The 21,065-nt window shown below is 70.7% G+C and carries 23 protein-coding genes; 11 read left to right on the top strand and 12 right to left on the bottom strand.

All coding sequences use genetic code 11. The features are described from left to right. Positions 1-51 precede the first annotated feature (51 nt). The 6 genes from AC1VM9_RS08710 (at position 52) to AC1VM9_RS08685 (ending at position 6,173) form a co-directional block, all read left to right on the top strand. Positions 52-525 carry a VOC family protein gene (locus AC1VM9_RS08710; protein WP_481344611.1) on the top strand — a complete coding sequence of 158 codons (474 nt, stop codon included), beginning with the start codon at positions 52-54 and terminating at the stop codon, positions 523-525. A gap of 271 nt (positions 526-796) precedes the next feature. Continuing rightward, the gene (locus AC1VM9_RS08705) at positions 797-1,696 is read left to right on the top strand and encodes a zinc-binding dehydrogenase (protein WP_483122330.1); all 900 of its coding nucleotides are present in this window, start codon (positions 797-799) and stop codon (positions 1,694-1,696) included. A 135-nt stretch (positions 1,697-1,831) separates the two neighbouring features. Next, positions 1,832-2,500: a Type 1 glutamine amidotransferase-like domain-containing protein gene (locus AC1VM9_RS08700; RefSeq protein WP_481344613.1), complete on the top strand. Its 669-nt coding sequence runs from the start codon at positions 1,832-1,834 to the stop codon at positions 2,498-2,500. Positions 2,501-2,646: 146 nt separating this feature from the next. Then, positions 2,647-3,564 carry a methylenetetrahydrofolate reductase gene (locus tag AC1VM9_RS08695; protein WP_481344614.1) on the top strand — a complete coding sequence of 306 codons (918 nt, stop codon included), beginning with the start codon at positions 2,647-2,649 and terminating at the stop codon, positions 3,562-3,564. Positions 3,565-3,630: 66 nt separating this feature from the next. After that, positions 3,631-4,914, top strand: a complete 1,284-nt coding sequence (locus tag AC1VM9_RS08690) for an acyltransferase family protein (RefSeq protein WP_481344615.1) — start codon at positions 3,631-3,633, stop codon at positions 4,912-4,914. 140 nt (positions 4,915-5,054) lie between these two features. Continuing rightward, positions 5,055-6,173: a M48 family metalloprotease gene (locus AC1VM9_RS08685; protein ID WP_483122329.1), complete on the top strand. Its 1,119-nt coding sequence runs from the start codon at positions 5,055-5,057 to the stop codon at positions 6,171-6,173. A gap of 107 nt (positions 6,174-6,280) precedes the next feature. Here the strand turns inward: AC1VM9_RS08685 and AC1VM9_RS08680 are convergent, their stop codons facing one another. The 4 genes from AC1VM9_RS08680 to AC1VM9_RS08665 all read right to left on the bottom strand — a co-directional run bounded on the left by AC1VM9_RS08680 (position 6,281) and on the right by AC1VM9_RS08665 (position 9,596). Further along, on the bottom strand, positions 6,281-7,909 hold the full coding sequence (locus AC1VM9_RS08680; protein WP_481344644.1) for a SulP family inorganic anion transporter: 1,629 nt from the start codon (positions 7,907-7,909) through the stop codon (positions 6,281-6,283). A 113-nt stretch (positions 7,910-8,022) separates the two neighbouring features. Continuing rightward, on the bottom strand, positions 8,023-8,367 hold the full coding sequence (locus AC1VM9_RS08675) for an ArsR/SmtB family transcription factor (RefSeq protein ID WP_481343408.1): 345 nt from the start codon (positions 8,365-8,367) through the stop codon (positions 8,023-8,025). Between the two features lie 96 nt (positions 8,368-8,463). Beyond that, complete coding sequence (locus AC1VM9_RS08670; RefSeq protein WP_483122328.1) at positions 8,464-8,757, bottom strand: antibiotic biosynthesis monooxygenase family protein; 294 nt, start codon at positions 8,755-8,757, stop codon at positions 8,464-8,466. 113 nt (positions 8,758-8,870) lie between these two features. After that, on the bottom strand, positions 8,871-9,596 hold the full coding sequence (locus AC1VM9_RS08665) for a haloacid dehalogenase type II (protein WP_481340895.1): 726 nt from the start codon (positions 9,594-9,596) through the stop codon (positions 8,871-8,873). Positions 9,597-9,720: 124 nt separating this feature from the next. Between AC1VM9_RS08665 and AC1VM9_RS08660 the strand changes: the two genes are divergently transcribed. The 3 genes from AC1VM9_RS08660 (at position 9,721) to AC1VM9_RS08650 (ending at position 12,101) form a co-directional block, all read left to right on the top strand. Continuing rightward, positions 9,721-11,304: an HD domain-containing phosphohydrolase gene (locus AC1VM9_RS08660; protein ID WP_481344618.1), complete on the top strand. Its 1,584-nt coding sequence runs from the start codon at positions 9,721-9,723 to the stop codon at positions 11,302-11,304. A 153-nt stretch (positions 11,305-11,457) separates the two neighbouring features. Then, a complete protein-coding gene (locus AC1VM9_RS08655; protein WP_481344619.1) occupies positions 11,458-11,820 on the top strand; it encodes a DsrE family protein in 363 nt (120 codons plus the stop codon). Between the two features lie 20 nt (positions 11,821-11,840). Further along, positions 11,841-12,101, top strand: a complete 261-nt coding sequence (locus AC1VM9_RS08650) for a hypothetical protein (protein WP_483122327.1) — start codon at positions 11,841-11,843, stop codon at positions 12,099-12,101. A gap of 262 nt (positions 12,102-12,363) precedes the next feature. Here AC1VM9_RS08650 and AC1VM9_RS08645 read toward each other — a convergent pair whose 3' ends face one another. Continuing rightward, positions 12,364-13,266, bottom strand: a complete 903-nt coding sequence (locus AC1VM9_RS08645) for an NAD-dependent epimerase/dehydratase family protein (RefSeq protein WP_481344621.1) — start codon at positions 13,264-13,266, stop codon at positions 12,364-12,366. A 138-nt stretch (positions 13,267-13,404) separates the two neighbouring features. Between AC1VM9_RS08645 and AC1VM9_RS08640 the strand changes: the two genes are divergently transcribed. Continuing rightward, on the top strand, positions 13,405-14,763 hold the full coding sequence (locus tag AC1VM9_RS08640) for a threonine/serine exporter family protein (RefSeq protein WP_483122326.1): 1,359 nt from the start codon (positions 13,405-13,407) through the stop codon (positions 14,761-14,763). Positions 14,764-14,857: 94 nt separating this feature from the next. Next, positions 14,858-15,664 carry a P-loop NTPase family protein gene (locus AC1VM9_RS08635; RefSeq protein WP_483122324.1) on the top strand — a complete coding sequence of 269 codons (807 nt, stop codon included), beginning with the start codon at positions 14,858-14,860 and terminating at the stop codon, positions 15,662-15,664. A 15-nt stretch (positions 15,665-15,679) separates the two neighbouring features. On the opposite strand, the gene AC1VM9_RS08630 is transcribed toward AC1VM9_RS08635, so the two are convergent. The 7 genes from AC1VM9_RS08630 to AC1VM9_RS08600 all read right to left on the bottom strand — a co-directional run bounded on the left by AC1VM9_RS08630 (position 15,680) and on the right by AC1VM9_RS08600 (position 20,945). Continuing rightward, the gene (locus tag AC1VM9_RS08630; protein ID WP_483122323.1) at positions 15,680-17,773 is read right to left on the bottom strand and encodes a xanthine dehydrogenase family protein molybdopterin-binding subunit; all 2,094 of its coding nucleotides are present in this window, start codon (positions 17,771-17,773) and stop codon (positions 15,680-15,682) included. A gap of 14 nt (positions 17,774-17,787) precedes the next feature. Continuing rightward, positions 17,788-18,159: a (2Fe-2S)-binding protein gene (locus AC1VM9_RS08625; RefSeq protein WP_483122322.1), complete on the bottom strand. Its 372-nt coding sequence runs from the start codon at positions 18,157-18,159 to the stop codon at positions 17,788-17,790. A gap of 96 nt (positions 18,160-18,255) precedes the next feature. Beyond that, entirely contained in the window at positions 18,256-19,041 is a 786-nt protein-coding gene (locus AC1VM9_RS08620) for an FAD binding domain-containing protein (protein WP_483122321.1), read from the bottom strand. A gap of 114 nt (positions 19,042-19,155) precedes the next feature. Beyond that, positions 19,156-19,371 (bottom strand): hypothetical protein, encoded by a 216-nt coding sequence (locus tag AC1VM9_RS08615; protein ID WP_481340905.1) that lies wholly within the window; start codon positions 19,369-19,371, stop codon positions 19,156-19,158. Between the two features lie 97 nt (positions 19,372-19,468). After that, positions 19,469-19,957, bottom strand: a complete 489-nt coding sequence (locus AC1VM9_RS08610) for an SRPBCC family protein (protein ID WP_481340906.1) — start codon at positions 19,955-19,957, stop codon at positions 19,469-19,471. Then, positions 19,954-20,262, bottom strand: coding sequence for an ArsR/SmtB family transcription factor (locus tag AC1VM9_RS08605; protein WP_483122319.1), 309 nt, complete (start codon positions 20,260-20,262; stop codon positions 19,954-19,956). The genes AC1VM9_RS08610 and AC1VM9_RS08605 overlap by 4 nt, the downstream gene beginning before the upstream one ends. A gap of 47 nt (positions 20,263-20,309) precedes the next feature. Continuing rightward, positions 20,310-20,945 carry a hypothetical protein gene (locus tag AC1VM9_RS08600; protein WP_483122318.1) on the bottom strand — a complete coding sequence of 212 codons (636 nt, stop codon included), beginning with the start codon at positions 20,943-20,945 and terminating at the stop codon, positions 20,310-20,312. Positions 20,946-21,065 lie beyond the last annotated feature (120 nt).

Raw genomic sequence — 21,065 nt, 5'->3', positions numbered from 1 at the left:
CGCCGTTTCCGCCACGCCGTGCCAGGACACGCGCGTCGCACACGAGGCCAGGTGATCGCGGACCGGCAGTCTCGCCAGTGGGCGACAATGCTCGGTGTCGATCCTCTTCCGGTTGGAGGCCTGGTCGTGCCGCTCAGCGATTTTCCCGTCAGAGCGTCCATCGCGGTATCTGACATCGGACGCGCCATCGCGTTCTACGAGGGCCGACTTGGCCTGCGGGCGGTGGAGTCCGGCCCCAGCGCGACGATCCCGGACGGCAGCCGCGTGTACGCCTGCGGTGGCGGCTGCCTGCTCAACGTGTACCAGTCGGCAACAGCGGGAATGTCGTCGGCGACTGTGGCCACGTGGTACGTCGACGATCTGGCCCGGGTGGTCGACGAACTGGCGGCGGCCGGTGTCGAGATGGTCCGGTACGACGAGTACGAACATGACGCGAACGGGATCGGCCCTCGAGCCGGTGGCGGTCACATCGCGTGGTTCCAGGACCCCGACGGCAACACGTTCGCGATCGAGGCCAGCGCCTGAGGCCCCAGCGCGAGGGCCCGCGGGTTCCGGCCCGTGCCAAGACGCCGCCTCCTCCGCAGCTGCGCTGCTACCGGCCCGAACCGGTCGATCAGTGCAATGCGACATGGGCGACCCATTTGACTTCAACTTTGATTGAGGTTCGAGGGTGGGAGCTGAACGGGCGGGCTCCGCCGCCTGTGACCCGAGAGTTAGGGGACGAGCGATGCGCGCAGTTCGGGTAGCCGAGTTCGGAGGACCCGAGGTCCTGGTGCCTGTGCAGATGCCAGATCCCGTGGCCGAAATCGGGGAGGTCGTCATTCGGGCCGAGGCCATCGACACCATCTACCTCGAGACGCAGATCCGCGGCGGCTGGGGCGAGGCGTTTGGGATCGAGCCACCGTACGTGCCGGGCGGCGCGGCCGCCGGGACGGTGGTGTCGGTGGGCCGTGGCGTGGATCTGTCATGGGTGGGTCGTCAGGTCCTGGCCGGGGCCGGGACCAGGGGGACGTACGCCGAGCTGGTCCGCACCAGCATCGATCGGCTGGTGCCCGTGCCGCACGGTCTCGGCGTGCGGCCGGCGGCTGCCTTGGCCCACGACGGCGTGACCGCCATGGGAATCCTGGAGGGGCTGACGATCAAACCGAGCGACCGGGTACTCATTCTGGGTGCGGCGGGCGGCATGGGGACTCTGCTGGTCCAGCTTGCACACGCAGCGGGTGCTCAGGTCGTGGGGGCCGCCCGCGGGCCGGAGAAGCTGGATCTCGTCAGTCGACTGGGCGCCGACGCGGTGGTCGACTACTCCGGCGACACCTGGCGTGAGCACGTACTCGAGGCCCTCGGCGGGCTGCCCGTCGACGTGTTGCTTGACGGGGTCGGAGGCGAACTAGGGACCGAGGCGTTCGAGCTGGTGGCCCACGGTGGCCGCGCATCGGTCCATGGCGCAGCGAGCGGCGGCTTCGCCGAGCTGGATCCTGCGGATGTCGAGGCACGGGGCATTGTGGTGCGGGGCATCGCCGGCCTGCAGTTCGAGCCGGCAGACATGGTTCGGCTGGCCACGAGCGCACTCGCGAAGGCAGCGGCCGGTCGACTGTATCCGTCGATCGGGCGGGAGTTCCCTTTGTCCGAGGCAGCCGATGCGCACCGGGCGATCGAAGCTCGTGCGGTCCCCGGTAAGTCTCTGCTCATCCCATAGGCAGACGTCGCGGAGCGGTGCCCATCCGGGGCATCCAGGTGTGTACGGTGTGAACACAGCTGGGCTGATCCGCTTTCCCGGGCGGACCCCGGCCGGCTGGCCCCTGGGTCCGCCCATCACACATGGAGGCAGGCAATGAGGCTTCTGCTCACCTCTGGCGGCGTCACCAACCCGAGCATCCGCGATGCGTTGGTGGATCTGCTGGGCAAGCCGATCGCCGACTCGAGCGCCCTGTGCATCCCGACCGCGCAGTACGGACACCCGTGGGTCGGCCCTGGCGTCAAGGCGTGGCAGTTCATCAGCGGTAACTCCGAGAACCCGATGGTCGACCTGGGGTGGAAGTCCGTCGGTGTTCTGGAGCTCACCGCACTGCCGAGCATCGACGAGGAGCGGTGGGTGCCCCTGGTCCGGGACACGGATGTGCTGCTCGTGGCGGGCGGCGACGTTCTCTACCTCTGCTACTGGATGCGGCAGTCTGGTCTTGCCGACCTGCTTCCGTCGTTGAGCGAGACGGTCTGGGTCGGGTTGAGCGCCGGGAGCATGGTGCTGACCCCCGAGGTCGGGGAGGACTTCATCCAGTGGCGACCACCGAATGGGGACGCCAGCACCTTGGGCATCGTCGACTTCTCGATCTGTCCCCACCTGGCTCCGGACGGCATGCCTGGCAACTCCATGGCCGAGGCGGAGCAGTGGGCGGCCGGCATCTCGGGTCCGGCCTACGTCATGGACGACCAGACGGCCATCACGGTGCTCGACGGTACGGTCCGGGTCGTCTCAGAAGGGCAGTGGAAGCTGCTCGCATAGCCGGCCGTCGACCTCCTGGCTGCGGAGGGCGTTGTTGCCCATGGCCTGCTGGATGGGTCTATCCGCCGGTTGTCGGCACTCGTCCGTGCGGATGACCGGACGCGGTGCGTAAGGTTCACCGCGACAACGCCGGCAGGAGGCAGGGCATGGATTCGTCGGGTGAACGCGAGCTCCTGATGTTCAGCATCACGCCCCCACGGGCCTCGACGCCGCCTGAAGAGGCTCATCGAATCGCACAGGTGACCATCGATCGACTTCGCCATCTGAACCTCGACGCTCTCATCGTCTACGACATCGACGACGAGAGCGACCGCAATCGCGACGAGCGCCCGTTTCCCTACCTGCCGACGCAAGACCCCGGTGACTTCCACGCGCAGCACCTCACGGACTGGGACCGCCCCGTCGTCGTCTACCGCTGCGTCGGCAAGTACGCCAAGAGCGACCTCGAGGCGTGGCTTGCTGCACAGGACCCTCGGCAGGTGAGAACGGTGTTCGTGGGAGCGTCCTCGAGCTCGAAGCGGGTTCTGACCACTCTCTCGGAGGCGCATGACGTGTGGCGCAGCGTTCGGCCCGAGCTGCTGTTGGGCGGAGTGGCGATACCGGAGCGACATTCGAGCACCGGCCGGGAGCACGAGCGGATGCTGCGCAAACAGCACGACGGCGCCTCCTTCTTCGTCACGCAGGTCGTGTACGACGCACCCGCAGCCATGAGCATGGTCTCCGACTACCACTACGCCTGCGTCGATGTCGGGCAGGAACCGGCGCCGGTGATCTTCACGCTCTCGGTCTGCGGCTCGCTGAAGACGTTGGCGTTCCTGGAATGGCTCGGAGTCGACATTCCGCGCTGGATGCGCAACGAGCTCGAACGGTCCGACGATCCCCTGTCGGCCTCGTTCGACTACTGCTTGGCCACCGCCAGGGAGCTGGCAACCTTCTGCCGCCGTCTCGGCACCCCGTACGGGTTCAACGTCGAGACCGTCTCCATCAGGCGCACCGAGATCGACGCCGCCGTGCGCCTTGCCGAGCGCCTTGCCGAGCGCCTTGCCGAGCGCCTGCAGGCATAGATCACGGAAACAGTCCCCCGGTCACCGAGCGATCCCCGAGCGTCACTCGCACAGGGACCTGAGGCGATGCCAGCCTCGTCGCCTCTGAACCAGCCGCGCGGGCACGACGTACTCGTTCCATCACGGTGGGTCACTCTGCGCCGCCGCAGGGACGCGAGCGACGTCCGAAGGGAGGGAGCTCGGTTGGGAACGGGCACGGATCGGCTGCACCTGAGAGCCTCGCCCCCAGGTTCTCCTCGCACGCCCGGTCCGACCGCGTTCGAGCAGCCGACGCCGCCCATCTTTCTGAGGGCGGCTGCTGCGCGACCAGGTAACCAGCCCGCGCTGGACGGGGTCCGTGGGGTGGCAATTCTCCTGGTCCTCGGTCAGCACGCCCCCACCAGGCCCTTGATCGACGGGTTCGTCGGCGTGACGGTGTTCTTCTGCCTGTCGGGGTACCTCATCACCAGCCTGCTGGTCCGCGAACTCCACACGGGAACCATCGACGTCCTGGCGTTCTACCGCCGGCGCGCGGCGCGCCTCTACCCGGCCTTGATGACTGTCACGGCGGCGACCATCGTGGTGCTGCTCGTAGGTCAGCACGAATTGAGTGTCGGGCAGGTTCTCGCACCCGCCGGAGCAGCTGCAACCTATACGACAAGCCTCTTCGACTGGGTCGGCCACCCCTTCGCCACTCAGGACTACTTCAACTACACCTGGACGCTGTCCGTCGAAGAGCAGTTCTACCTGTTGTGGCCGTTCGCGCTGCTCTGGGTCTATCGCCGCAGTCCACGGCTGTTCGCCGCGCTCACCGTTTCGCTCATCGGGATCACCCTGGCGCTCGACCTCGTCCTCGGCCTGACTCAAGACATCCATTTCGACCCGCACGAGTATTTCGGGACCGACACGAACGCGCTGCCGATCCTGGTCGGCTCGGTGCTCGCCGTCGTCCTTCACAACGGCTGGCTGTCCGGAGCGGTAGAGCGGCTTGCACCCTTCGCGATGCTGGCGGTTGCCCTCCTGCCTGCCCTGGCCTATCGCAACGACACGAACCACACCTCATTGGCGATCGTCGCGGGGACCGGGCTGACGCTGGTGATCCTGGCCGGTGTCGTGACGCGGCCGGGCTCGGCGGTCGGACACCTGCTGGCGAGCGCTCCGCTGCGGTTGCTCGGCGAGCGGTCGTACTCGGTCTATCTCTGGAATGTCCTGGCGAGGATCGCAGTACTCGATCTGTTCGGACACTCGGTGGTCGGTGACGTCGTCTGGGTCGCCATGTTCCTCGTCCTGGCCGAGGCGAGCTTCAGGTTCGTCGAGCGCCCGCTACGCGCGAGGTTTGCGCTGCGGCCTGCTGCATCCGGGGCGGCGTGACCCCGACAGGATGGGCGGTGACGGCCTTGGTCGCCCTGGCAACCGGGTTGGCCGTCGCTGCGATGACGCTGGTGCCCTGGCGGGTGGCACACCCGAGCGACGCCGCGCGAGCGGCGGCGCTGGGCGACATACCCGCCGACGTGGTCACCAGAGGTCGGGCACTGCACGCTGCACTTCGCCCGAGCTCCTACGGTTCTCTGCTGGCCGGACTGGCGGCGGCGTTGCTGCTCGGTCTCACCCCGGCCGGTGCCCGCATCGTCGCCTGGGCGGCGCGGCCGTTCGGCGGACACTGGCTGGCCGAGGCCGTGCTGGGCGGCCTCGTCGTCCTGATGCTGCTCTGGCTGGCGCCGTTGCCCTTCGCCGCGTGGCGCCACACCGTCCTCCGCGACTACGGGCTGTCCACCCAGACCTGGCGCGGCTGGGCGGTGGACCTGCTCAAGAGCGGTGCGGTCGGCGTCGTGACGGGAGCGGTCGTCCTCGCCGGGTTCTACACGGTGACCCGGCTGGCGCCGGACTGGTGGTGGGCGTTCGGCGCCGCGGGTGCCGCGGCCCTGGTGGTCCTGCTGTCCTTCGTCTTCCCCATCCTCGTCGAGCCGGTGTTCAACAGGTTCACCCCGATGCCGGCAGGGCCGTTGCGTGACGAGCTGCTCCTCATGGCGGGCCGGGACGGCCTGCCGGTGCGAGAAGTGCTCGTCGCCGACGCGTCCCGACGGACCACCGCGCTCAACGCGTACGTCTCCGGCTTCGGTGCCACCCGACGCATCGTCGTCCACGACACCTTGCTGCGCGAGGCACCTGCTGGCGAGGTGCGCAGCGTCGTCGCCCATGAGCTGGGTCATGCCAAGCGCCGCGACCCCGAAGGGGGCACGTTGCTGGGTGCGATCGGCGCCGCGGCGGCGGTCGTGGCGCTCTACCTCGTGGGCCACTGGGATGCCCTGCTTCGCCGAGCCGGAGTGGACGCCATCGCCTCACCGCGAGCGATCGGCCTGGTCCTCGCCGTCGGGGCGCTGGTGGGCCTGGTCACCGGCCCCCTCCAGGGCCTCGTCTCCCGCCGGGTCGAGGCTCGTGCCGACCGGCACGCGCTACGGCTGACCGGTGACCCCGCCGCCTTCGCTGCGGTGCAGCTGCGGCTGGCGACCGTCAACATCGCCGATGTCCACCCGCCCCGCATCGAGTACGTGCTGTTCGCCACGCACCCCGACACCCTGGAACGCCTCGCCGCCGTCAGGAAGCCAGCGGGGCGCCGACGAGGCACCTGACAGGCGCTCATCAGCAGTCCTGCCAACTCTTCGTCAGATGGCGCGAATGCGGCCACGGCCACGAGCGTCGAGCGGGACCACAACCCGCCGCGAGCCCGGCCAGTGCCTCACCGCAGGTCTGGCGTGGTGGCGGCCGGCTCGTGGTGTTCGGGGCTCTCGCGTCGGGCTGCGTGTAGGCGCGCGTGGGTGATCGCCTCGGGGGTGGTGGCGAACAGGTGCCGCTCGTGGGCGAGCTGCTCGTAGACGCCGAGCCGGTGCAGCACCTTCTGGTGGGTCGGGCGCACGCCGGAGAGCATGACCGTGACGCCGCGAGACTCGAGCCGGCGGATGGTGTCGGCCAGGACTGCGGCGCCGGTCGCGTCGATCACGCTGAGCCGGGACATGCGCAGGACCACCACCCGCACGTCACTGACCTCCGAAAGCTCCAGCAGGAAGTCGTGCGCAGCAGCGAAGAAGAGCGGCCCCTCCAGGCGGTAGGCGACGATGTGCTCGTCCCGCAGCGCCTGCTCCTCATCGAGGTGGCGCTCATCCTCGAGGGGCACCTCCTCGAGCTTCGCGACCCGGGCAGCTTGGGACAGGGCGAAGCCGCCCGCCACGACGAGCCCGAGGATGACGGCCGTGACCAGGTCGAAGACGACGGTGGCAACGGCCGTGACCATCAGGACGATGGCGTCACCGCGGGTCGCCCGCAGCAGGGCCCGGACGCTGGAGACCTTCACCATCTGCACTGCCGTCGCGATCAGGACGCCCGCCAGCGCGGCCAGCGGGATCATCGAGACCCAGTGGGCCGCGACGAGCACGATGACCATCAGGAGGAGCGCGTGGGTCACGGCGGCCGCCCGCGACGCGGCGCCGGTGCGGACGTTGACGGCGGTGCGGGCGATCGCCGCCGTTGCCGGGATGCCGCCGAGGATGGGTGAGGCGACGTTGGCGAGACCCTGTCCGAAGAGCTCGCGGTTGGAGTCGTGACGCTGGTTGACCGTCATCCCGTCGGCGACGGAGGCGGACAACAGGCTCTCCAGCGCCGCCAAGGCCGCGACGGCGACGGCGGGTAGCACCAGTGCGTCCCAGTGCTCGAAGGACGGCAGGCCCGGTGCCGGGATCGTGGAGGGGATCGCGCCGATCGGCTCCGCGCCCAGGTGCAGCACACCGTTGAGCGCCGTTGCGACCACCACGGCGATGAGAGAGAAGGGCACGCCGGGACGCAGTCGGGCGCCGATGAGGATCGTCGCAGCAGCGGCGGCGGAGATCCCGATCGAGGACCACAGCGGGGCATCGAGACCTGCAGACAGCGCAGCCCCGGCCAGAGCCAGCACCTTGTCTGCGTGCACGTGCACCCCGAGCGCCGAGGGAAGTTGCTGCAGGCCGATGATGACCGCGATGCCGATGGTGAAGCCCTCGACCACGGGGACCGGGACATACCGGATGAACCGCCCGGCCCTCACGAACGCCAGGCCCACCAGGATCAAACCTGCCAGCAGGCCGACCGCCAAGACGGCCTGGGTGCCGTACTGGCCGATGATCGGGACCAGGACGACGGTCATCGCCCCTGTCGGGCCGCTCACCTGAACGTGACTGCCTCCGAAGAGCGCCGCGACGGTTCCGGCGACGATCGCGGTGATCAGGCCCGCGCCCGCGCCCATGCCGGAGCTGGCACCGAAACCCAGGGCCAGGGGGAGCGCCACGAGGCCGACGGTCACGCCGGCAAGGACATCCCGACGTGGCTGTCTGCGCATCGCTGCCCAGTCCGCCCGGCGCGGCAGCAGCTGCTGCAACCGGGTCTGGGCCTCGGACCAGCCGGACCGGAGGGCTGCTGCCGTCGACGCCCGTGCCGATCCCCCGGATGTGCTCACCACTGGGCCTGGTCCGCTTCGCGGGCCAGCGCGGCCTCGACCTCCGACTGAGCCGTCGCAATCCGTCCCATCACCTGCCGGGCGGCGAGCAGCATCTCGCGCACCTCGGGCACCGACAGGGCATACAGCACGTCGCCGTCGGCACGGCGGGAGACCACCAGGGACGCTCGGCGCAGCACCGCCAGCTGCTGTGAGAGGTTGCTCGGCTCTACGCCGATCTGTGCGAGCAGCTCGTGGACAGCATGCTCACGCTGACTGAGCAGCTCGAGAATCCGGATGCGGGCCGGGTGACCTAGGGTCCGGAACAGCTCCGCCTTCGCCTGATAGAGCGGTACTGCCACCGACCCACCTACCTGTCGAGTTTTGCACTTGAAGAACTTTGCAATCCACCACGATACCTCACTGGCGGATCGGGCTTGTAGCCGTGTGTCGGAGCCTCAGGCGCGTGCCGCACTGTCCACGACGACGTTCATGACCGCCAGCGTGGGTTCCGCCTGAAAGCGTCGGAACAACGCCGGAGCGGCAGGTTCCGGCGATGTCCTCATCGCGTCCAGGGCGGCGCGATCCCGCCACAGCGAGTGGATCGCCCAGTGCCCTGCCCCGTCTCCGAGCAGCCGGGTCTCGAGCAAGCCATCCGGGAGACCACCGGTCAGCATGCTCTCGAAGTCCGCCACCAGGTCCTTGCTCCGACTGTCGTCCACGTCGGCGGACACGATCGTCAGAATGCTCATGAGGCCAAGATCCAGTGCAACGCGTGTCTTGCACAGTCCTTCAGCTCAGAACGACCCCGCGTGTCTTGGCAGCTGCCCGGGCGTCGGCACGGCTCGACTCGGCCCGCGGCGGCTCACTCCAGGGCGCGGGCCAGCTCGACGAGGTCACGCGCCTCGACGTCCGGTGCCGTGAAGTAGCTCGGGTAGCGGGTCCCGTCCCGGTTGAGCCACCCGGTCCGCAGGCCCGCTCGAGCCGCACCGTCGATGTCCCAGGGATGGACCGCGACGAGCATCGCATCTGCCGCGGCCACCCCGCACGCCTCGAGGGCGTAGGCGTACGACGCGGGGTGCGGCTTCCACGCGCCGGCGTCCTCGACGCTCAGCAGCGTCTCGAACGCGTCCGTCAGGCCGGCGCGCTCGAACAAGCCCTGCGCGACACTCGTCGATCCGTTGCTGAGTGTCACCAGGCGCACGCCGAGCCCACGCAGCGCCCGAACACCGTCGCCGACGTCGGGGTGCACGCTCAACGAGCCGAACGTGCCCATCACGTCGTCCACCAATGGCTGGACGTCGGCGCCACCGCTGCTTGCGGCAGGGGCACCTGCTTCGCGCGCGGCCAGTCGAACCCGGAGCGTCTCGGAGGCGAGGTCGGCGAAGCGGGGGTTCACGCCGACCGAGGTCAGGGCGAACCCGTCACGCAGAAGCGAGGCGAACCACGGCTCGACCGCGCCCGAACCCAGCCCGACCCGGGCGAAGCTGTCCGCGAGCGGAGACATGTCGCTCAAGGTCTCGTTGACGTCGAAGATCAGGATCGACGGCGTCCGGGCCGCCGCCCCCGCGCCAGCTGTCGGTGCGGTCATGTCCAGATCCCGTCGTCGATGAGCGTGGCCGCGGTCGTGCTGTCGTCCATGAACGACCCGTACCCGTGCGCGACCTTCACCGCGCACACGCTCCTCGAGGGTTGCACCCGCCTACGCTGGGGACGTGGAGGAGCGAGACTCCGGCGTCACCCTTGCCGAGCTCCTCGCTGCGTTCTCCCTGGCCACCGATCTCGGGCTGGGCCAGCCCATGGAGCACCTCCTGCGCAGCTGGCAGATCGCGTCACGGCTTGGATGCCTCGCCGGGCTGCCGGATGACGAGCAGCCCACGCTCTTCCACGTCGCGATGCTGTCCTGGGTCGGCTGCGTGGCCGATGCCCCCGAGGTGACCGCCAACTTCGGAGACGACATCGTCTTCCGAGCCGACAGCTACCAGACCGACCTCGGCGGCCTCTCGGGAATGGTGTTCTTCATGGCTCGCGCGGGCCGTGGTCAGCGGCTGCCGCGACGCGTGCGAGCGGTCGCGACCCTGGCGGCCACGGGGGGCGCGCCGGTGCTGCGGGGCATTCAGGGCCACTGCCTCGTCACCTCGACCCTGGCCAACCAGCTCGGCCTGCCGCAGCAGACGTCGACGGCCGTGCGCCAGTTCTTCGCGCGGTGGGACGGACACGGCGTCCCACGGGGCCTGCACGGTGAGGAGATCTCACTGGTCGTCCGTCTCTTCCACCTCGCCGACATCGTCGAGGTGCATCACCGACATGGCGGCATCCCCGCAGCGGTGCGGGTCGCGCGAAAGCGCAGCGGGCGCCAGTTCGACCCCGGACTGGTCAAGACGTTCTGCGCTCACGCGCGCGAGGTCCTGCCCGCCGACACCGACGAGCACGACGCCTACCACCTGTTCGCCCGACAGCCCGGTCTGAGGGCCCGCCTCGACCACCAGCAGCTCGATGCCGCGCTCGAGGCCCTGGCCGACTTCACCGACCTGCGTTGCCCGACCCGCGCCGGCCACTCCCGCGGCGTCGCCGTCCTCGCGGCCGCCGCGGCCCGCCTGCTTCGGCTGCCCGCCCGCGACGTCACCACGCTGTACCGCGCAGCCCTGGTCCACGACATCGGGCTGCACGGTGTTCCGGCGACGATCCTGAACAAGTCGGGCCCCCTGACCGCCCACGAGCAGGAACGCCTGCGCGCGGCCTCGTACTTCACCGAGCGTGTGCTGGCTCGGCCCGCCGCCCTGGCCCGGCTGGGGCAGATCGCCGGCATGGCTCACGAGCGGATGGACGGTAGCGGGTTCCACCGCGGCATCGGCGGCCAGGCGATCCCGCTGCCGGCGCGCATCCTCGCGGCCGCCTGTGCCCTTCACGAGCTGCTCGAACCGCGGTCCAGCCGTGCCCCCTACCCGCTCAAGGAGGCGGCGGGCATGATCCGTGCCGACATAGCGGCGGGGCGCTTCGACCAGCCGGCCGCGGATGCCGTCCTGGCGGCGGCCGGGGCCGGCACGCGGCGACGTGTGGGCGGCCCCGCCGGTCTCACGCCACGCGAGCTCGAGGTGCTCGGCCTGATCGCCCGCGGGGCCGCGACCGCCGACATCGCCGCCCAGCTCGGGATCTCACCCAAGACGGCAGGCACCCACATCGAGCGCATCTACGCCAAGTCCGGCGCATCCAACCGTTCCACCGCCACCCTCTTCGCGCTGCGCAACGGCCTGCTCGGCGCGCTCGACGACGGGCCGGGCACGCCGGTCACCTCGTGAGCCACGTACGCCCCGAACCGCAGCGCGTAACCAGACCGGGAAAGCCGCGATCCGTAGGGAGTTCACCCGACGACGGACACCGGTGGCGTCCCTAACGTGAGCCGTGGACGCCGAGACCGCGGCGCTCGACGAACCACACGGGAGGGATGCAGCATGAGCAAGTCAGTGATCAGCCTGAGTACCGGGCTGGAGGACACCGAGAAGGTCACCGTCGCCTTCCTCGTCGCGGTCGGCGCAGCCGAGACCGGCCGCCAGACGCTGATGTTCCTCACCAAGGAAGCCGTCCGCCTGGCCGTTCCCGGCGTGGCCATCGGCACAGCGTGCGAGGGCTGCCCCCCACTGACCGACCTGATGAAGCGGTTCGAAGCAGCCGGCGGCAGCTACTACGTCTGCCCGATCTGCTTCAACGCCAAGCACCTCGAGGCCGAGGACCTCATCCCTGGAGCCCAGCTCAACGGCACCGTCCCGATGTGGAACTGGATCGGTGACGAGCCGGCCGTCACCTTCAGCTACTGACCTCGACCAGGCAGCCAACGGTGCGCAGCCCCGCCTCCCTGACCAGCGCGATCGACCCCGGGACGGGGGAGGCCCCCTGGCCCGGCCACGAGTACGTCCGTGGCTGGGGCGTACCGGACCCTGTGGCATCGCGACCCCTCGCGAGCTGGCGCTCACCTCTCCTCAACCGCGCCCGCGAGCGGTTGTCCCGAGCCCTGGGCCTGGGGCGGCTGCGGCCCTCCGGCGTGATGCCGAGCGGCCACACCGGACTGCTGATGCCGGAGCGGATGTACCTCGTCTAAAGGTCGGCAGCCGTCTCGACGGCATCGACCTCGGCATCCCGACCCGCCTGAGGCGCAACCCCGTGATCGGCGAGGTCCCGTTGCCCGCCCGCGGGGTGCTCGCCATCGGCCAGGCCATGTGGTCGGTCCGTGACGCCACGGGTACGACATCGAGCGACGGCACGCACGCCAGGCGCAGGCGTCACGCAGGTCTACCAGCACCTCGCCCTGACACCCGACGCCACCTTCCCCTGCCGAACCGGGCGGCTGCGCGCGTCCGCGCTCAGGCGTCGACCCGAGGGTCGGGCAGCACATCGCGCCACGAGTACTGCGGTGAGAAGCCGAGCAGGTCGCGGGCCTTGTCGATGGAGTAGAAGGTCTCGTTGCGCCCCATCGGCCGACGCAGCTCGACCCCGTCGTAGAAGCGCTCGCGCACCTCGTCGGTCGTCGCGGCGACGGACATGTCGGCGTTGGCGACGTTGAAGACCTCGTAGCCGAGCCCGTCGACGTCGAGGCAGCGCTGGACCATCTGGCCGAGGTCGCGCGCGTCGATGTAGGCGAAGAGGTTGCGCCGTCGCAGCGCCGGATCCTCGAGGAAGGGCGGGAACATCTCGGCGTACTCGCCCGGCTCGATGACGTTGTTGATCCGCAGCCCGTACACGTCGGCGCCGGTGCGGGCCTGGAACGACCGTGCCGTCACCTCGTTCGCGACCTTCGACATCGCGTACGAGTCCTCCGGAACCGTCGGGTGCTCCTCATCGACGGGCACGTAGAGCGGCCGCCGCTCGCCCTGGGCGAAGCAGATGCCGTAGGTCGTCTCCGACGACGCGAAGACGACCTTGCGGATGCCGAGCCGGGTGGAGGCCTCGAGCACGTTGTAGGTGCTGAGCACGTTGGTCGCATACGTCCTCGCGTCCGACGTGAGCAGGATCCGTGGGATCGCGGCGAAGTGCACGACGGCGTCGTAGGCCGGCGTGGTCGCCGGCTCCAGCTCGTCGAAACGTGCCAACCCGGCGAGGGCGGAGTACGTCTCGCCGATGTCGGTGAGGTCGACCGTGAGGTCGTCGACCGCCGGGTGCCCGAGCGGGACGAGGTCGGCGTTCGTGACCTGGTGCCCCTGCTCGGCGAGGAACGGCGCGACGTGCCTGCCGGCCTTGCCGCTGCCTCCGGTGAAGAAGATGCGCATGGCTCGATCCAACCAGCCTCGCCGCCCACCAGGGGCGCGGCCGCGGCTCGGCGAGGCCGGACGACCCGGCCGCCCGCTTTGACATGATGGCCGCATGGAGGGACCTGCCGCCGCGCACCAGGGCGGGCGCGCCCAGCCGTGACGCCCGCACGCGGTCATGCCGATGCCAGCGGGCCCGAGGCCGCCCAACCCGACGCCGACGGGCCCGATGCCGACCGACCTGACGCCGACCGGCCCGACGCGGACCACGAGACCGAGAGCCGCGCCCTGCTCGCCGAGCTGGGCACCGCCATGATCGCGACCGGCCAGCCGGTGCAGGAGATCGAGGAGGAGCTCGCCGAGGTGAGCGCCCGGCTGGGGTACCCCGACGTGCAGTCGGCGGTCGGACCCACCGGCCTCATGGTGACGCTCACTCCGGGCGGCCCCTCCACCTACCGCTCGGCGCCCGCCGGACTGCGGCTGCACCAGTCGGCGAGCGTGCGCCTCGTCCGCCACCAGCTCCTCCACGACGGCCTGACCATCGCCGGGGCGCGCGAGGAGCTGGCAGCCACGACGAAGCGTCCGGTCCAGCAACCGGCGTGGCTCGTCGCGCTCGCGTGGCCCGTGCTCGCCGTCGGCATCGCGCTCATCCTCCAGCCCGGGTGGGCCAACGTGGCCGCCGCGGCGGTCGGCGCCCTCATCGTGCTGGCGCTGGTCCAGCTCGCCGCGCGCTACGAGGTGGTCCAGGCGCTGCTGCCGACCCTCGCCGCGTTCGCCGTGTCGCTCGCCGTCTTCGGTGCCGCCGACGCCGGCCTGCTCGAGGGCCCGCTGCGCACCGTCCTGCCGCCGCTGGCCGTCCTGCTCCCCGGCGCCCTCGTCGTCAACGGCATGTCGGAGCTGGCCGCCGGGCACATGCAGGCCGGCTCCGCCCGGCTCACCTACGGCCTGGCCCAGCTCGGCCTCTTCGCCCTCGGACTCCTCATGGCCACAACCCTGCTCCGCGTGCCCACCTCGACCCTCGTCAACCTCCGCGTCGACGACATCGGGTGGGTCGGCGCCCCCGTCGGGCTGCTGCTCGTCGGCGCGAGCATCTGCCTCATGGAGGGCGTGCCGCTGCGGCTGCAGGGCTGGGTGCTGCTCGTCCTGGGCCTCGCCTTCAGTGCGCAGGTCGCCGGGCAGGAGCTCGGTTCCGTCGCCCTCGGCGGCTTCTTCGGAGCCATCGCCGCGAGCCTCGGAGCGAGCGTCGTCGAGCTGCGTCGTCCCCTGCTGCCCCGCCTCGTGCTCTTCCTCCCCGCCTTCTGGCTGCTCGTGCCGGGCAGCCTCGGCCTCGTCGGCGTCACCGAGCTTGCAGCCGGCCGTGAGTCCGCCACCGACGTCGCCCTCGGCCTGCTCGGTGTGGCCATCGCGATCTCGCTGGGCCTGCTCGTCGGGTCCTCCGTCGGCCGCGCCCTGCGAGGACGCTTCGGCGCCCCGCTCGACCCTGTCGCCAGCCGCGACACCTCGGACACCGGAGGCTGACCGGTCTCGACCGGACCGCAGGGCGCTCGAGGCCCCGCGGACCGTAGGCTCGTGGGGCCAACTGGCACCTGAACCAGCATGCCGAGGAGGCACCGTGTCTCAGACCTCATCGCGGATCCGGACGATCCTGCCGCCGTCGAGCCGCACCGCTCTGGGGGCGACCGTCGCCGGCGGTCTGCTGACCGCCCTGGCGTCGGCCCCCGAGCGGCTCAGCCGGCTCCTGCGCGACCGCTACCCGATGGTGGCCGTCACGGGCATGACGGGCGTCGGCAAGAGCCAGCTCGTCGACCGGTTGACGCGCCGCGCCGCCGACGAGGCCTCGGCCGAGGTGGGTTCGGCGGTGATGGAGCGCCGCACCCGCAAGGGCGCCCGGCTGCACGGCTTCCGCTTCCTCGTCGTGCCGGGCGACAACGCGGCCACGCGCCTCGGTGCGCTCGACGAGGTCTTCCACGACGAGCCGGTCGACGGGGTCATTCACGTCGTCGCCAACGGCTACGCCACGCCCCGGCGCGCCGGGGGCACGACGGGCGCGGCCACCGCGACGCGTGAGGAGCAGCTCGCCGCCGAGCTCGAGGACTGGACGATCACCTCGCACCGGATCGCCTCGATGGCCGTACGCCGCAACAAGCCGATCTGGCTCGTCATCGCTGTGACGAAGACCGACCTCTATCCCGACGACGTCGAGGAGGTCGTGCGGTACTACTCGCCCGGCAGCGGCTCGCCCTTCGCCGACAAGATCGACGCCCTGCGCGCGCTCGCGGGCGGCGCAAAGCTGTCCATCGACGTGCTCGCCGTCTCCAGCCAGGGCGGCGACCGCAAGGCGCCGATCTCCGAGAAGCGCGCCGCGGCCATGGTCGACGCCCTCGCCGACCGGTTGGGTCGGCTCAGCGGCCACGCCTGAGTGACGTGTCCGACGTCAGCCGGCGGGACCAGACCTCGTGTCCGTCCCACCGGCGCTCCGGACCGCGGCGAAGATCCGCTCCGGCGTGAACGGCAGGTCGGTGAGCTCGGCACCGAACCCGGCCACGGCGTCGGAGACGGCGTTGACGACCGCTCCGAAGGCGCCGATGGTTCCGGCTTCGCCGACGCCTTTCGTGCCGAGCGGAGTGGCCGGCGTCGGCGACTCGACGTGCCGCACGTCGATGGGTGGAACCGTGGTCGCGAGGGGCAGCAGGTAGTCGCTCAAGGTGGTCGTCAGGAGCTGTCCTTCGGCCGAGTAGGCGTGCGACTCGTACAGGACCTCGCCGATACCCATGGCGATGCCCCCGCGGATCTGCCCGTCCACCACGGCACGGTGGACGATGCGGCCGCAGTCCTCGACCGCGAGGTACTCGACCACCTTCGGGACCAGAGTGGTCGGGTCGATCTCCACGGCGGCCAGGTGTGCGCCGATCGGGTACACCTGCTGCGGGTCGTGGACATGACTGGCCACGGTGCCCGGTTGGCAGTCCTTCTTCGCGACGTCGCGCAAGGCGTCGACGACGCACGCCGCGACGCCGACCGCGCCACGCGAGATGAAGGTTCCACTGCCGTCGGGGCAGACCGAGGTGTCGCCCTCGATGACATCGATGATGTCCGGGTCGAGGCCGAGCTCGGCTGCGGCCAACGCTCGGTACGTCTCGGCGTGACCCTGGCCGGCGTCGGCAGCGCTCGTGTAGATCTCGATTCGCCCGTCTTCGGCAACCACGACGCGGGCCGCGTCCGTACCGGGCAGCGAGGTGACGCCGCGCCGCTGGTAGTCCGCTGACCCGCTCGCGCTCATCTCGTTGAACACGCCCAACCCCACTCCGACCAGGCGGCCCGCCCTGACGCCCTCGGCCCGCCATCGGCGTAGCCGCTCGTAGTGCGGCTCGAGCAGTGCGAAGAGCTCTTCGTAGTCACCGGAGTCGAGTCTGCGGCCGGTCGGGCTCGTCCAGGACAGGTCGCGCACGACGTTGCGCCGCCGGATCTCGAGTGGGTCGACACCCAGCCCGGCGGCGAGGAGGTCCATCATCCGCTCGGTGGCGAACACCGCCGCGTTCTGGCCTATCCCGCGGCACGGCCCGACCGGGGACTTGTTGCTCGCGATGGCCTGGATCTCGACACGCAGGGCGGGGAAGACGTACGGGGCGAACAGGCTCATCGCCGCCACCCCGGCCTCGGGCATCGCCGTCGCCGGCCAGATCGAGTACGCGCCGACGTCGGCGTGGACTCTGGCGTCGATGCCGGTCAGCCGCCCGGAGCGGTCTGCGCCGGCGCGGACGGTGACCACGGTGTCGTGCGCGTGGGTGCCGGCCAGCAGGTTCTCGGCGCGGTCCTCGATCCACCTGACCCGCACGCCCAACCGCCGGGCGAGGGCGGTCACGGCGATCTCTTCGGCGTAGAGGTTCGCCTTCATGCCGAACCCGCCGCCGACGTGCGGTACGACAACCCGGATCGACGTCTCGTCCACCCCGAGAGAGCGGGCGATGCCGCCGCGAACCAGATGCGGCAGCTGGGTCGAGGTCCACACCGTCGTCACGCCGGTCGCCGCGTCGTGATCGGCCACGACCCCGCGCGCCTCGAGCGGCACGGCCGACTGCCGCGCCGGCCGAAACGTCCGCTCGATCACGAGGTCGGACCGGGCGAGCGCCTCGTCGACGCCGCCCGAGTCCACGGTTCGCGACAGCAGCACATCGTCGCGCGCCGCCTCGTGGACCGGGGTGTCGACCAGAAGGGGCGAGTAGTCGATGGTGACGGCCTCGGCGAGGTCCTCTGCCTGGTAGCGGTCCCCGGCCCACACCATCGCGACGGGCTCGCCCACGTAACGGACCCGCTCCACGGCCATGGGGTGCCAGGCCACCGGAACCATCCCGCCCGCTTCCAGCATGATGGCGCGAAGCCCCAGCTCGGCGCCGCTCACGCCGTCGTGCGTACGCAGATCGACCGAGTGGATCCTGGCGTGCGCGACGCGGGACCGGACGAAGCAGACCTCGACGCCGCCGCGTGGCAGGTCGGCGACGAACTCCCCGCCGCCGGTGACCAACCGCACGCTCGTGTCCGTACTCAGTCGAGACACTCGTACACCGCCTCGACGATCGGCTCGTACCCGGTGCACCGACAGACGTGCCCGATCAGCAGCTCCCGCAGCTCGGTGCGCGTGTACCGGTCCCCCGAGCGGACGAGCTCCTCGGCTGCAAGGAGGACACCTGGCGTGCAGAACCCGCATTGGAAGGCGCCGTGCGGTAGGAACGCCTCCTGCAGCCGCGACAGTCGCCCGGACGCGCTCAGTCCCTCGATCGTCGTGACCTCCGCGCGGTCGGCCTGGACGGCGAGCATCAGGCACGAGCGCACCGCGGCGCCGTCCACCAGCACGACGCACGCCCCGCACACCCCTTGCTCGCACCCGACGTGCGTGCCGGTCAGCCGGGAGCTCATCGCGGAGGAAGTCCGCGAGGCTCGACCGCGCCGCGACGGCACCGGCCCACCTACGCCCATTCACCGTCACCGCGACCTTCGGCTGATCGCTCATGACTATGCCCGTGCCTGCGTGACGACGCGGCCGACCAAGGACGCCGCGACGTGTCGCCGGTACTCCGAGGCGGTGTCGATCTCCGACCTGGCGATCTCGACGACGGCCTCACCCGACCGGCCCTCTTCCGCGGCGCGCCCGGTGGCGGCCAGCAGCTGCGGCCGGTCTGCGGTGCCGAACACCGTCACCGTCGCGTCGTGGCACACGGCGCCGGCCAACGCATAGTCCCCCGGTCCGCGCCGCGTCGCTTCGGCGAAGCCGAACCTCGCGTCACGGGTCGGCAGCAACACCTCGACGAGCAGCTCGTCAGCCGCCAGCGACGTCGCGTGCGCGCCGACGAACAGGTCTGCGGCGTTGATCTCGCGCCGGCCACGCACCGAGGCCGCCACGATGACAGCACCCATCGCCAGGGCCAGTGCCGGCCACTCGGCCGCCGGGTCGGCGAACGCCAGTGACCCGCCCACCGTGCCACGGTTGCGCACCTCGAAATTGCCGATCTGCCGTACGCCGAGCCGCAACAGCGATGGCAGCGAACGGTCCCGCTCGATGTCACGGTGCCGGGTCGCCGCACCGATCCGCAGGACCCCGTCGGCACGCGAGATCCCCGTCAGCTCCTGGACCCACTGCACATCGACGAGGTGCCCGGGCCGGGCCCGCCGCAGCGCCATGAGAGGGAGCAGACTCTGGCCCCCGGCAAGCACCCTCGCATCCGACCCGTGGCGCGCCAACAACTGCACCGCGTCATGCACAGAGGCGGCCCGGTGGTACTCGAACGGTGGCGGTTTCACACATCCTCCAGCGAGGGCATGCGGCGTGGGTCCACGCTACGCGGTCCGCCATCCGCGGGTCACCCGAACGCGTCGATGACGACGCTGCTGCTCACGGCACGAGCCTCGGCCCGCTCAGCGCAGCCTTCGGAGCACAGACGCCAACACGGCTGCCAGGGCGAAGGTCCGAGCCAGTCGCGCGGGACTGAAAGGAGACAGACCCACGAACGCGGCCACCGACGTCCCGACGCCCTCGATCGGCTTGTTGGCCGCGGGCACCTCCTCGACGTACACGCCCGGCGCCAGGTACTCCCGCTGCTTGCTGCCCGTGTTCGCGTCCTGCATGTCCATGCTGACCTCCTCACCCCAAGGGTGCATCAGTGAGCGCGGCGACGCAGCCGATCGCGCGGCCGGACGTGGCCTCGCGGGCCCGTTCGACACCTCGCCGTCAGGCCGCATCCTCCTCGAGGACGCTGGCGTAACGGGCGAGGTACAGCGGCCAGCCCTGATCGTCGTCGACGCCCGCGCGCAGCTGCGGCCAGCCGGGACCGTGACGGTCGAGGTACCGGTGCTCCAGCTCGACACGGGTCCGGTCCGGACCGTCGGCGACGAACCGCACCTCCACCTCGCTCGCGTTGTCCGGGTCGGTCTCCAGCTGCCACGTCGGGCCGATGTCCCAGCTGAACACCACCCGGTCCGGCGGGTCGTAGGCCAGAACCCGCGCCCACCGGCACTCGCTGCCATCCTCGCCGTGGTCGACGATGTGTCCACCCACGCGGGGCTCGAAGGTCGTCGACACGATCGGCGACGCGAGCAGGTTGTGCTCGCGGGGCTTGATGGCATCGAACCGGCCCGTGAACGCCGCGAACGCACGCTCCGGCGTACCCGGAACCACGACGTGGTGCCGTACCACGGGGGTATCAGTGGTCTCCGTCATTCCTCCTCCTTCATCAGGTCCTCGAAGCCGGACATGGTCCGGCTCCAGAACGCGTCGAGCTGGTCGCGCAGGGCGGCCACCCCGGCCTCGTTGAGCCGGTAGATCCGCTTGGTTCCCTCGGCGCGGTCGTTGACCAGGCCGACCTGCTTGAGCACCTTGAGGTGCTGGGAGACCGCAGGTTGGGTGATGGGCAGTGCCTGGGTCAGCTCGCCCACGGTCCGTTCGCCCTCGGCCAGCTCGGTCAGGATCGAGCGTCGGTTGCGGTCAGCCAGCGTGGTCCACGCCGCGTCATCTCCATAAGTCATAACGAATGTAAGTTACGACCGATGAATGCTCCGGTCAAGCGGGTGCGTCACCGTTCCTGCCGGAGGTGCTGCACGACGACGTGCCAGGCGTGGTCCCGTTCGTCAGGAGTCCACCGACTCCCGTACAGCGTCACCTGTGCCAGCCGGTCGCCCCTGACGAGGAACGCGACGTCGACGAGGCCGGTCTCCGTACCCACGCTGGCGGTGCCCAGCCCCACCCCGTCGACCGTCCTCACGGACGCCAGAGCACACGTTGCGAAGGCGTGCCGCTCGAAGGCGACCGCGCCCCGCGGATCACCGGACGCCAGGGTGTACTCGGCGTAGGTGAACGAGCGTTTCGACGGCCCGGGGCTGCGCCCGTCCTCCGTCGACTGCGTCCGAGCCGCGGACGCGCCCTCGACGACCCTGACCCGGGCCGCGCCGAACGTCACGAGGAACTCTGCCGGGTCGGGCATGGCCCACGTCGTCGGGTCCCGGCAGCTGAACCGCTTCACGAGCGTGCCGTGGCAGTGGATGACGTCCGACTCGTCACGCCCCGGCAGGACGAGCCGCACGCCGACCTCGCCCGGGAACGCCTCAGGGAACAGCTGCGGTCCGGGCAGGGCGCTGCGGTGGCCGTCGAGGTCCTCGTTCGCGCACTCGGCCGCCTCCGGCAGGGGCGCCACCCGGTCGATCGTGGTCATGACGGGCGCGGGGCTGGCGGGCAGACGAGTGCCGATGCTTCCCGGAGGCATCGCCGTGGTGCAGGCCGCCAGGGTCACTGTGGCCACGGCCAGCCCGGCCCACCTGGCCACGCCGGCTGT

The organism is Monashia sp. HAY1-11D, from assembly GCF_056868035.1.
The sequence above is the reverse complement of the archived record's forward strand: the minus strand, read 5'-3'. Positions and strand labels throughout refer to the sequence as shown.